This is a genomic window from Enterococcus lactis (genome assembly GCF_015751045.1).
Lineage (GTDB): Bacteria > Bacillota > Bacilli > Lactobacillales > Enterococcaceae > Enterococcus_B > Enterococcus_B lactis.
In genome coordinates, this window is record NZ_BNJW01000007.1 from 1 (window position 1) to 12,361 (window position 12,361).

The 12,361-nt window shown below is 38.5% G+C and carries 13 protein-coding genes and 1 riboswitch; of the genes, 2 read left to right on the top strand and 11 right to left on the bottom strand.

All coding sequences use genetic code 11. The features are described 5' to 3' along the window. Positions 1–511, top strand: a 511-nt coding sequence (gene apf / locus KFO35_RS05005; protein ID WP_211140335.1) for an aggregation-promoting factor, incomplete at its 5' end; no start/stop codon positions are given. A gap of 83 nt (positions 512–594) precedes the next feature. On the opposite strand, the gene KFO35_RS05010 is transcribed toward apf, so the two are convergent. The 8 genes from KFO35_RS05010 to KFO35_RS05045 all read right to left on the bottom strand — a co-directional run bounded on the left by KFO35_RS05010 (position 595) and on the right by KFO35_RS05045 (position 8,558). Then, positions 595–1,317: a TatD family hydrolase gene (locus tag KFO35_RS05010; protein ID WP_024636197.1), complete on the bottom strand. Its 723-nt coding sequence runs from the start codon at positions 1,315–1,317 to the stop codon at positions 595–597. Position 1,318: 1 nt separating this feature from the next. Continuing rightward, entirely contained in the window at positions 1,319–2,044 is a 726-nt protein-coding gene (locus KFO35_RS05015) for an ABC transporter ATP-binding protein (RefSeq protein ID WP_024636196.1), read from the bottom strand. Positions 2,045–2,055: 11 nt separating this feature from the next. After that, positions 2,056–3,048, bottom strand: coding sequence for an ABC transporter substrate-binding protein (locus tag KFO35_RS05020; protein ID WP_002315184.1), 993 nt, complete (start codon positions 3,046–3,048; stop codon positions 2,056–2,058). A 14-nt stretch (positions 3,049–3,062) separates the two neighbouring features. After that, positions 3,063–3,806 (bottom strand): ABC transporter permease, encoded by a 744-nt coding sequence (locus KFO35_RS05025; protein WP_002329108.1) that lies wholly within the window; start codon positions 3,804–3,806, stop codon positions 3,063–3,065. A gap of 73 nt (positions 3,807–3,879) precedes the next feature. After that, positions 3,880–3,984, bottom strand: a riboswitch (TPP riboswitch). A gap of 62 nt (positions 3,985–4,046) precedes the next feature. After that, positions 4,047–5,369, bottom strand: coding sequence for a dihydrolipoyl dehydrogenase family protein (locus tag KFO35_RS05030; RefSeq protein WP_002315186.1), 1,323 nt, complete (start codon positions 5,367–5,369; stop codon positions 4,047–4,049). Beyond that, positions 5,356–6,321: an ABC transporter ATP-binding protein gene (locus KFO35_RS05035; protein WP_024636195.1), complete on the bottom strand. Its 966-nt coding sequence runs from the start codon at positions 6,319–6,321 to the stop codon at positions 5,356–5,358. Before KFO35_RS05035 ends, KFO35_RS05030 begins: the two co-directional genes overlap by 14 nt. After that, the gene (locus KFO35_RS05040; protein ID WP_002315188.1) at positions 6,318–7,856 is read right to left on the bottom strand and encodes an ABC transporter permease/substrate-binding protein; all 1,539 of its coding nucleotides are present in this window, start codon (positions 7,854–7,856) and stop codon (positions 6,318–6,320) included. Before KFO35_RS05040 ends, KFO35_RS05035 begins: the two co-directional genes overlap by 4 nt. A gap of 414 nt (positions 7,857–8,270) precedes the next feature. Next, positions 8,271–8,558, bottom strand: a complete 288-nt coding sequence (locus tag KFO35_RS05045) for a hypothetical protein (protein WP_002290251.1) — start codon at positions 8,556–8,558, stop codon at positions 8,271–8,273. Between the two features lie 132 nt (positions 8,559–8,690). On the opposite strand from KFO35_RS05045, the gene KFO35_RS05050 reads away from it, so the two are divergent. Further along, a complete protein-coding gene (locus KFO35_RS05050; protein WP_002290249.1) occupies positions 8,691–9,359 on the top strand; it encodes a YitT family protein in 669 nt (222 codons plus the stop codon). Between the two features lie 290 nt (positions 9,360–9,649). On the opposite strand, the gene KFO35_RS05055 is transcribed toward KFO35_RS05050, so the two are convergent. From KFO35_RS05055 to KFO35_RS05065, 3 genes are all read right to left on the bottom strand, one after another. Next, positions 9,650–10,390 carry a hypothetical protein gene (locus KFO35_RS05055; RefSeq protein WP_002315189.1) on the bottom strand — a complete coding sequence of 247 codons (741 nt, stop codon included), beginning with the start codon at positions 10,388–10,390 and terminating at the stop codon, positions 9,650–9,652. Between the two features lie 129 nt (positions 10,391–10,519). Continuing rightward, positions 10,520–11,467, bottom strand: coding sequence for a LacI family DNA-binding transcriptional regulator (locus KFO35_RS05060; RefSeq protein WP_002290245.1), 948 nt, complete (start codon positions 11,465–11,467; stop codon positions 10,520–10,522). 135 nt (positions 11,468–11,602) lie between these two features. Next, a complete protein-coding gene (locus KFO35_RS05065; RefSeq protein WP_002315190.1) occupies positions 11,603–12,361 on the bottom strand; it encodes an alpha/beta fold hydrolase in 759 nt (252 codons plus the stop codon).

Below are 12,361 nucleotides of genomic sequence, written 5' to 3' on the forward strand. Positions count from 1 at the left end.
GATTTCTCAAAAATACGTTGGTGACAACTCCTTGATCAATGCCATTGCAGAATCAAATTCAATTTCTGACATTAACCTGATCTACTCAGGACAACAATTAACGATTCCAACAGAAGGCTCTGCACAAGCAGCTGCTGAACCTCAAGCAGCCGTTCAAGAAGCACCAGTCCAAGCTGAACAACCTGTTGTACAAGAAACGGTTCAAACAGAAACACAAGCAGCCCCTGTTGCTGAAACACAATCTGCTGAAACACAATCTGCTGCAACAGAAACAACAACAACGGCAACAAGCACGAATGCTGCAAAAGAATGGATCGCACAAAAAGAATCAAGCGGTTCTTACACAGCAACGAACGGACGTTACATCGGACGTTACCAATTAGATTCTTCTTACTTGAATGGTGATTACTCTGCTGCGAACCAAGAAAAAGTGGCAGAACAATATGTTGCTTCACGTTATGGTTCTTGGGAAGCTGCGAAAGCATTCTGGGAAGCAAACGGTTGGTACTAAGATTCATTTATTAATCGAACGGTTTACTTTTATACAAAGAAAGCCAAAAAGAGGTGCGACACAACTAGTGTCGCACCTCTTTTTTATTTACCTAATCTAATGAAACGTTCCAAGTTTTGGTAAGTATTTTTCTTAACTTCTTCAACTGATAGCTCTTTGATTTCAGCGATTGTCTTTAACTGTTCTTCAAGCAGTAAGACATAATCTTTTTCTGAAAAGCTATCACCTAATGCCCATTCTGCTGCATGTAGTCCATCCGTTTCAATAAGTAAGTGGTCGATTGGGACTGTTTTAGCTAGTTGCCAGACTGCTGGGTTCTTTTTCAAATCAAGACCAATGCTGAAATAACAGCCTAAATCAATATAGTCTTGTTGATAGTCCAAAGAAGAATACCAATGAATCAAATAGTGATTAGGGTAAGCTTGGATATAGCTTAAGATCTCTTTTTCGCATCCTTTTGTATGCAGTACAACAGGTTTCTTATTTATGGATGCAAAAGCAAGCTGTTGCTCAAACACCCTTTTTTGTGTAGACAGCGGCACATTCGTCCAGATATTGTCTAGCCCTATTTCACCGATGATCCTTGCTTTTTTCAAAAAAAGCTCAACTTGTGCAAACGTATAGCTATCCGCTTTCCAAGGATGGATACCGTAACTTAAGACTTGATTCTTGCTTGTTGCAAGCCGTCTGTTTTCCTCCCATTCTTCTGGCGAATCACAATTAATGATCGTCAAAATCGTGTGTTCCTGCTGAAGGAGTGCTAAACTCTGACTCCCATCTAAATGGCAATGAGCATCACTTAACATCTCATTCACCTGCCAATAACTGATAAATCGTTTGCTTCAACTCTGATTGCTGCAGTAGCCATTCACGTGACCGTCGTTTTTCAGGCACTTGAATCTCAGCAATCACATGTGCCGGACGGGCGGAAAGCACAAGAATCCTGTCTGATAAATAAATTGCTTCTTCAATATCATGTGTCACGAGCAAAGTAGTCCGCTTTGCTTTTTTAGGCAGCTTCAGCATCCAGTCTTGCATCTGCCCTCTGGTCATAGCATCTAACGCTCCAAATGGTTCATCAAGAAGCAAGTAAGAAGAAGGATTCATGATTGTTCGTAACAAGGCCGTTCGCTGCTTCATCCCGCCAGATAATTGTTCCGGCAAAAAATGTTCATAGCCGTTTAACCCAAAGATATCCAGATAATCCCTTACTTGTTCTTCATCAATTGCTAGATGATTGATTTTTTGATATAACGTAACGTTTTGATAGACGCTCAGCCAAGGAAGTAACATATCTTCTTGCGGCATATAACTAAATGCTGTATGGAGACCCGTTACTTTTTGATCGTCTACTTTGATCGTTCCAGAAGTCATAGGCTGGACTCCTGTTAAAGTTTTCAGCAATGTTGACTTACCGGCTCCGCTTGGCGCGACAATCGATGTAAAAGTATCTTTAGGGAGAGTGAAATGGATGTCTTCTAATATTTTCAGGTTTTCAATGACTACATTCAAGTGGCTGATTTGGATTGACACATCTATCACTCCTATTTTATAAACTGATTAGTGAATAGTTCTTTCGAAGGTACATCTTGCTTGATCAATCCGTTTTCCTGCATAAAAGCTGTATAATTGCGCCAAACTTTTTCTTCCATCAATCCCCAATTCTCAGGATCATCCGTATAATTTTTTGACAAGAATGCTTGTGATTCTTCTAAAAACGTCCATTCATTTCCTTTTGCATATTTTTGCAACAGTTTAGCACTGTCATTTGGATCCTTAATAGCTTCCTGATAGCCTTTTTTCGTGGCATCCATAAAAGACTGTACCAATCCTGGATCATTTTTGATCAGTTGATCATTCGTAATAATTACCGGAGTATAGTAATCTAACCGTTCATCTAATTCTTTCAATGGGATATAGTTTAGTTTGATACCGGCTTCTTTTGCTTTGATCATATCCCAACCTTCAAAGTACCATTGGATATCTGAGGATTTTCCTAAGCTTTCTGGCCCTTCTCCATTGCTTCCTACCATTGTCAGTTTTGAAAAGTCACCGCCGTCTTTTTCCATCACAGCTTTTAAGACAGCTTCTTCACTTGGACTTTGCCAACCTGCATATGTTTTTCCTTCAAAATCTTTTGGTGAATGGATGTTACTGTCTGATAGGGTGGCGAATCCAGAAGTATTATGTTTGATCACTGTAGCAATTGCTTTGACTGGTATATTCTGTCCATCTGCGTGAGCATAAGTGACATCTTCTTGATAACTTACACCAAATTGTGCTTTGTCCGCACCTACTAGACCAATACTTGTCGAATTATCTCCTGGTTCGATGATTTGGACATCTAAACCAGCCTCTTTATAATAGCCTTTTTCTTTTGCTAGGTAGATGCCAGTATGATTAGTATTCGGTACATAATCCAAAACAAGTGTCACTTTTTTCAAATCCTTCGTTTCTTGTTTGCTACTTGTTTCCTTTGCAGTGCCACAAGCGGATAAAAGCAACAGTAGCGGTAATAAAAGCCATAATTTTTTCATTTGATCCCCTTCTCTTAAAAAATATAAAGCATACGATAATACCCTTTTTTCAATAATGAACAAGCGCCATTCAGCAATAAACTCAATAGAATGACACAAATGATCGCAGCAAAAACTTTATCGATCTGGTAGCTGTTTTTTACGCGTATCATATAATACCCTAAGCCTGCTTGAGCGCTTAGCCATTCTCCAACAACTGCTCCGCTGACACAATAAGTAGCGGCCACTTTTAAACCGGAAAAGAATCCGGATAAACCCGCTGGTATTTTATATATTCGATAAATCTTCCCTGTATCTGCCCCCATCGTTTTCAAAAAGATGATTTGCTCTTTTGATACTTTCCTCAATGTATCCGAAAAAGAAACTACGATCGGAAAATAGCTTATCAAGACAACAAGGATCACTTTTGGAAGCATACCGAAACCAAACCATAGGGTCAGCAAAGGCCCTAAAACCATGATTGGCAACATTTGAGAAATCACTAATAATGGATAAAAAGACATTTCTAAGAACTTCCAATAATCCATTGCCAAAGCAGTAATAAAAGAAAGAACGCTAGCTATTGCCAAACCAATCACTGCTTCATTTAATGTTGTGACAGAATGGGAAAGCAATACGTGTGCATCTGCTGTTAACGCAGAAAATACAGCAGCAGGTCCGGGTAAAATAAAAGCGGGTATTTTCCAAACTAAGACAACGATCTGCCAAATAATTAAAATGAATGCCATACTGACTGCTGGATAAAGATTTTTCTTCATTTTGATGCCTCCTTTCTTCTAATATGGATAACAAAAAACGCTTGAAATGGGCACGACATAGTAACCCGCTTCAAGCGTCTGCTATGTTTCTCCCTTCACCAGTATTAACTGACAGGTTCAATGGGTCTAAGTTCACAACTTACTCTCATGTCGTCTACGACATCCCCAGAAACAGGTATTCATTTTTTAAAGTGTAGCACAAGAAGGAAAAAGCAACAAGCGCTTTAGTTATCATGCTGATTATTTCAATAAATAGGAGAGATCACTTGCCAATGTCGGATACCCCATGATATAGCCATCCAACTCTTTTTTAGTCAATTTTTGATTGATGACTAGTGTCAAATCATCGATCAATTCATCTGCTTGCTCGCTAATCACTGCAGCACCAATCAAATAATTTTGCTGGTCAAAGGTCAATTCAGCCTTAGCAACTGGTTCATTGACGCGATGATAGGTGAACCAACTGGTAAGATCCATCTCCACCACTTGATCTGACGAAGAGGCGTGACTTTTTGTAACTCCTACTTCAGCAAGTTTAGGACTGGCGTAGACGATCGTGGGTATAATCGGATATTTGATAGGTTCGCTTGTTGCATCTGTTATCCGCTTAGCTACATAATTTCCTTCAAAAGTGGCGACTGGTGTCAATTTGGGTGTTTTCCTTGAAACAATATCTCCACACGCAAAAACTTTTGGATTGCTCGTTTGCAAATAATCATTGACCTCAATCCCGTGTTTATCAAAGACGACATTCGCTTGTTCAAGTGCTAAAGATTCTGTATTCGGCTGTCTCCCAGTCGCACAAAAAATCATATCTGCTACTAATTCCGTCTCTTTTCCGACTAAACGATATCGAGTTCCTTCCGAGATGATCTTTTGAGTTTCAACATCAAAAGCAAACTGAATGCCAGATGCTTCCATTTGATGGACGGCTTCCCCTACCAAAGACGCCTCAAATTCTTTTAATGGCCGTTGATTATGATGGACAATGGTTACTTTGCTCCCTGCAGCATTGGCAATCGTAGCCAGTTCAAAAGCAATATATCCGCCGCCGATAAAAATGATTTCTTTAGGCAGTACAGGCAATGATAAAAAATCTGCACTAGTCTTCAAGTATTGCTTTCCTTCCACTGGTAAGATCGTGGGTCTTTGTCCTGTTGCCAGAACAAAGTAATCTCCATGAAAAACTTCTTCATTGACTTCAATAGATGAGTCGTCTAAAAAACGAGCGGTCCCTGAAAGATGATCGATTCCAGCTTCTGCCAATTGTTTTTTCCGATTTTCTGGAACTGGATCTGTGAATGTGCGTTTGAATTTTTGGAGTTCTTCCCAATTAGCGGTTGGGATCTCGTTAAATCCTTTTCCATTCAATTGTTTTATCCGATTACGGGCTTCTACTGCACTCAACAAGACTTTTTTAGGGTCACATCCACGGTTAGGACAAGTCCCGCCCCATAGATCTTCTTCGACCACTAGTACTGTTTTACCTGCTTCTTTCAATCCATAAGCAGCACTTAAGCCGCTCACACCTGAACCGATGACGATTGCCTCATATGTTTTCATTTTCTTCCTCCTTTCGACTTAAAAAAGTAAAGACTTCTTTACTTGTCAGTGAACCAATGTTTTTTCCTTTTTCTACTATCACAATGTTTGGGTACACTGAAAGAAGTGAATACACTTCTTTCAGAGGCGTATCAAGGCAAACTTGTTGATGACTGTTTTTTGGTACTTCTTTTAAAAAATATCCATTGACGACTAAATCTTCGACTCGCCATTCTTTCGTCTGTTTCGGTTCATCAAAGAAATGCCGTACATATTCATTTTTAGGATTCATCAATAACTGTTCTGGTGTGTCGCATTGGATAATTTCTCCATCTTTCATAAACGCAATACGATCTCCTAGCTTGATTGCTTCTTCCATGTTATGCGTAACGAAAACGATGGTCGTTCCCAGTTCTTCATGTAAAGATAAAACTAATTCTTGTAATGAATTTCTTGAAATAGGATCTAATGCGCTAAATGGCTCGTCCATCAAAATCACATCTGGGCTTGCAGCAATAGCTCGGATGATCCCGATCCGTTGCTGTTCTCCTCCAGACAACTCTCTAGGCATACGATCTCGATAAATATCAGGAGATAAGCCAACTTTTTGAAGAAGTTCATCTACACGGTCTGCTCTTTTCTGCTTTTCCCAACCTAACATTTCAGGGATGACTTCAATGTTTTGCTTGACTGTCATGGTCGGGAACAAAGCGATTTGCTGCAGCACATACCCCATATTCCACCGCATTTTCTGCAGATTATATTCATTTAACGATTTTCCTTTGAAGTAGATGTCTCCTGCTGATGGTTTAGATAATCCATTGATCATTTTCAAAGTAGTTGTTTTTCCACTACCGGAAGGCCCAACCAAAACAAAGATTTCTCCTTCTTTGATTGCAAGAGTTAGGTCATCAATGACATATTTTCCATCGTACTTTTTTTGCACATGTTTGAATTCGATTAATTTAGTCACTGATCTCCCTCCTTTAGTAATCCTTCGTTTTCCAGGAAGGTTCGTGCTACTTCTGCCGGTTTTTTCTTTTCGACATTGACTTGATAGTTCATATTGATCATTTGATTTTCTGTTATTTTTCCGCTTAATTTATTCAGCGCTTCAACGATTTCAGGATGGTCCTTGGCAAAATCTGTTTTCATCAGTGGCGCGCCTTGATAAGCTGGGAATAGGCCTTGATCATCTTCTAGAGTGACTAGATCATACTCTTTGAGTTGGCTGTCTGTGGAATAAGCATCCACAATATTGACATCTCCATTATTGATTGCTTGGTAACGCAAACTTGGTTCCATACTTTGTACACTTGAGAAATTCAATCCATATGCTTCTTGAATTCCTTTATATCCATCGGAACGATCAATAAATTCCAGTGTGAATCCCGCTTTGATCTGATCAGAAACTGCTGCTAAATCGGAAATCTTTTTAAGTTGATGCTCGTCTGCAAAAGATTTCTTGACTGCCAAGGCATACGTATTTTGATAAGCCATTGGTTTCAATAATGTCATATCGAATTGTTTGTTCAATAATTCTTCTGCTTCGTCATATGTTTTTTCTTTTGTCAAATCAGCACTTTTCATTGCTTCAGGTACCTTCACCAAGCTTTCTAGGACAGTCCCTGTGAATTCAGGATAGATATCGATTTGCCCTTGATCCAAGGCATTGAACAAAAAACTAGTCTTGCCAAAATTCGGTTTTAATTCAACTTCTGTTTTTGTGTTGTCTTCAATTAATTCTTTGTACATTTGGATCAGGATTTCAGGTTCTGCTCCTAATTTTCCAGCAATCGTGATGGTTTCATTTTTAAATAAGGCAGACTGATATAAAGAAACGCCCCCAAATAAACACACGACGGCTGCTAAAGTAATGATAGAATATCGAGGTTTCTTATGCTGCAACCAGCGAATCAATCCGCTGAATATAATGGCAAGCAAGGCAGAACTGATTGCACCAATCAATGTTAAAACTGGTGTGTTGCGGTCGATACCTAATAAAATAAATGTTCCTAATCCACCTGCTCCGATCAATGCCGCCAAAGTAGCCGTACCGATGATCAAAACTAAGGCAGTTCGGATACCTGAGATAATGACAGGCAATGCGATGGGAAGTTCTACTTTCAGCAAGCGTCTCATTCTGGACATACCAAATGCTACCGCCGCTTCTTCAATAGACGGGTCAATCTCAGCTAGACCAATATACGTGTTTTGGAAAATCGGAAGCAAAGCGTAAATAACAAGTGCAATCAATGCTGGAACAGTTCCGATCCCTACAAATGGGATAAGTAACCCTAATAAGGCAAGTGAAGGAATCGTTTGAAGCACACCCGTGATCTGCAATAAGACTTCTGCCATTTTTTTATGATTAGCTGCCCAAATTGCTAGAGGAATAGCAATCAGTGCTGCAATCAGCAAAGAAATGAGAGAAATAGACAGATGTTGAAATGCAGCTTCCAGCAACTCGCCTTTTCTTTCACTTAATGTTTGTATAAAATTATTCATGCGACCTTCCTTTCTGTTATTCTTTAAGTATAAACATTTCTTTACATTTTCCCAACTAACTTGACTTGCCTTAACCCTACTAGACGTCAGTAATTAATAGAAAAATCACCTCTAAATATGCGGATAAAAAAAGAATCCGAGCAACAAAATCGGATAGATTTTTTGGTTCTCGTTTCTTCACAACGAACATCCAATACATCTATACGAAATGATTACTCGGAATCAACCGTATTTTTTCATATACAACTTTTCTTTTAAATAAAAAGAAACAGCCAATAAAGTAGAAATCTCGTGGGGGAGAACACCTTTACTGGCCTGTTCAACAAGTATTATACTGTATCATGACACTTTTTTGCCAAAAATGTAAAAAACGGTTGTTTTGGCATCATAAACGTCTTGTTTTCTTATTTTTACTTATATCACCACTTTATTTTCTATCTCTTTCACTCCATAAAGCGGAATGAGTTCTTCTTTTGACTGATAATAAACAGCTTTTTCACGGTTCTTCATCAAAAATAGAAAGATTTCTTTCATAGCAAGTGGTGCTTTGCCTTGTTCAAATAAAAAGATGAATTGATACGATTCATTTATCTGGATTCTTGTCACAGGAATCAGTTTTTGGTCTTGAGCCAAAAAAACACCTTGATAATCTGTTTTTTTGGGTGATTTTGTAAGAATTGTCAATAAGTCTGCTGCTCGCATTTTTCCACTCCTTTTTGATAATTTGGAAGAAACAACCAAAAATAAATTTTTTTCATTTTCCTCTTGAAGAAAGAGTATAAGTCAGTATAATGAAGAGGTTGCTGAAAATTTTCAAAAGAAAAGAGGCTAGAAATGAAAAAATTAAATTTAATGACAGAATTGTGCGGAATCATTTTAGGCGCAGGGATCTATGGATTGGCTGTGACAGGCATCAATATTCCATCTAAACTGGCAGATGGTGGTGTTACTGGTATTGCTTTGCTCTTGCATAATCTTTTTGGATTCGCGCCTTCTATCACTTCGCTGCTTTTTAATTTACCTTTACTGCTTATCTCATTGTTTCTTTTTGGAAAACACGCTTTTCTTCGGACGATCGTCGGAACATTTGCGCTGGTTTTCTTTTTACATTTATGGGAAAGCCTTCATATACATTTTGCTGTAGATAGTCTACTGATCAATAGTTTGATGACAGGGATTCTTTCTGGCATTGGTTGCGGTCTCGTCTTTCGATTTGGCGGAAGCACAGGCGGAACAGATATCATTTATCAAGCCATTGAAAAATATTTTCATATTAAGATTGGCAAAAGTCTTTTCTTGATCACTTTTGGTATTTTAGTTGTCTCCTTGCTTTATTTGGATCTCACACATTTTCTGTATACATTGCTTAGCTGTTCTATTCTATCTTATACATTGAATAAAGTGAAGTATCTGGAAATTGGATCTGTTTTACCCCAATTGGAAGCAAAACAGACTACAGAAACATTTGAACCACTTGATCCTCTTGAACAGTTAGAGCACTGATTCTTATTTTTACTATTTTATTTACTTTACTAAAAGATCATTATGTAAACTACGACGTATATTCTTTCAATAAAATTTTTTATAAAATATGAAAACAAACTATTTTTGCAGACAACCTGTGAAAATAGTTTGTTTTTTACTCTTCACCCTTTCTCCTCTTGCTCACGGCAGAAAACATCAGCTAAGAAAAAAAGATTAGGTTACGATATAATCATTCGAGTAGAGTATAAAAAAAGAAACGCCGCAGCGTTTCCTTCCCCACTATAACATAATACAAGGTTGTATTTGACTTATTTAAAATAGCTATTCTCTCCTAAAGAATTTCCCTGATCGTCAATCAGCCCTTGCAGTGAACGTTCTAAGATACTATGGCTTTTTTTCGATTTTTTTTCTTCTGACTGCTTTGTTTCCTCTAATGTTTTTGTTAGATTGAACGTGCGTACAGAAGGCTCATCATTTCTTTTTTCTTGATAAGGCGTTGGTTCTGTATCAAACAACAGATAAGAGTCATCTGTTTTTTTCATTGATTCGATCAAATGCTCTTCAGAAATTTTACTTTCTCTAGGGTCTGGAATAATAGATGCAGGTACATATTTAGGAACAAAATAAGAACGTTCCCGTACCTTTGTGTCCACTGATGAACTTCTCATAGTATTTCGAGACTCTGTCCTCGTTTCACTTTGCCTGACAGGACGAGAAGACTCACCAAAAAGTTTTTTTCGTCCAGTCGACGTGAGTTCTGATTGATGATGTCCAGTATAATCCGGTAATTTTTCTTTATGTTTTTCCAAATTTTCCTTACGCGGAGCTGACTTCAATCCATTTGTTGCACGGCGCTTGCGTCGGACCTGTTCAGTGTTTGTGTTCGTGAAATGGAATTCTTTCATTTGTTCAAACGGGTGCTGATTCTGTTCAGTCAAAAGATCTTCCTGTCCGTCAAATAATACCCGCTTCTTCTCGCTGGTTAATTTTACGCCTAACTCGTCATCGTACGCAGGAAAACGGAAATGTTTTCGTCTGATTTCTTTCATTCAAACCATCCTTCTCAAAAATGGAACTTTTCTCAATAATAGCACAGATTTTTTGTTTTCAGTAGCAATGCGCTGATTATTTTAAGAAAATAGCGATGAATTTCATAAATATATAAAAAGTAACGAGGCTTAATTTGTCGTTTCTCTGATGACTAGTTCAGGGAAAAAACGACGATAACCTTGACTTGCCCCTTTCTCTTCTATTTTTTTCAGCAACATTTCCCCGCATACTTCCCCCATACGGATAATATCTTGCTTGATCGTTGTCAATTTAGGCGAACTGATTTGGTCTAAAAACACGCCATCAAAGCCGATCACACCAAATTCTTCCGGCAAGTGCCCACCAGCATTTACAATTCCTCTTACCGCTCCTAGTGCCAGTCGATCTGAGCTGCATACAAAACAAGTTTTATCGGTGAAACCTGCCCAGTTTTCTATCATATATCTTTCTACTTCTGTCGAATGATTTGGAAATCGCAAGATCTTACTTGGAAGATCAGCTTCCTTCATCACAGATAAGTAACCAGCTTCCCTTGAAAGCTCAAAAGATTCGTCCACTTCGATCCCGATATAAATAATTGTTTGGTAATCTCTTTCTAAGGCATATTGCGTTGCTTTTGCTGTACCATATTCATTATCGCTGTCTACATAGTCATATCCTTCACAATTTTCTCCAAACAAAACAACTGGTTTTTCCAAGCGGTCAATCCAATCGAAGTCTTTTTTTCTGACACCTGTGATGATGTATCCATCACAAGAACCGACATCGAATGCGTCATTTGTAACTAGTTGGAGAGAATAATGCGCTTTTCCGATCCGTTTAGCGATCCCCATCAGCAAATTCATGTAATAGGGCTCGGTTGTGTCGATTTCTTCCAGTATAAATAATTTGATGATCTGTGACCGATTCGTGACAAGTGCTTTTGCAGCAATATTTGGGCGGTAATCCAATTCAGCCATTGCTGAGAAAACTAACTCTTTCAATTCATCCGTCACCTGTTCCGGATGATTGATGACTCGAGAAACCGTCATTTTTGAAACATTGGCACGTTTTGCAACATCTGCTAAAGTGGGCATGCTCTCTTCCTTTCTAACATGTTGTCGTTCTTATTACCAATTATACCAAATTTTCCTAACAGGGTTCATTATAGCCCAAAAGAAAAATCAGAAAATCTCCTATCCTCCTTAAGTGATTTTCCGATTCAGCTATTTCTATTTTTTTATCAAATTCTTTGCTAAAAAAGCGGAAGCTTCCTCCATCAGTGGTATTTGTACCATGTGTCGCTGTGTTTTGGAGGAACGAAAAACAATTTCTTTTCCGTAAGGCTCATGCCGGTTTTTCTCTACAAATCTTTCCGTTTGTATATAAGGGATCTTTTCATCTGCTTGTCCATGCCAAAAGAACAGAGGGCGTCCAGCTAACTTTTCCGGCTGCAATGATAAATCATAACTCTTGATCCACGAGATCAGATCAAAATAGTCTTTTGGCAAGATATAGTTGTATTCTGACGCTCGTCTTGCGATTTCTTTCCCATATTCCAGAGGCGCAGGAGATCCCATCAAACATACACCTGCTGCTATATGAGGATGCTTGGCTAACAACGCGCATGTTGTCATTCCGCCCATCGAAACCCCGCCAACTGCAAGCCGATCATGTAAAAGATCTCTTTTTTCTAAATGCTTGATAAGCGTGTCAAACTCAAACAAGTTCCCGTAGATACTATCCCAAAATGTATAGGATGGAATAGAAGAAACTGGCTGTTTTCGTTCCCCATGATTCATCGCATCTGGCAGGATCACGCGAATACCTTGCTGTGCAATTTTCCTTCCTTGTGTCAAAACTAACTCCTTACTTGTCTGCCATCCGTGATAATAGATGACAACGGGAATCCGTTCTTCTCTTAATTCTTTCAGGACAACTTCTAGCACTGGAATTTGATTGACAGAACGTTTCAATATAATTGGATTCAA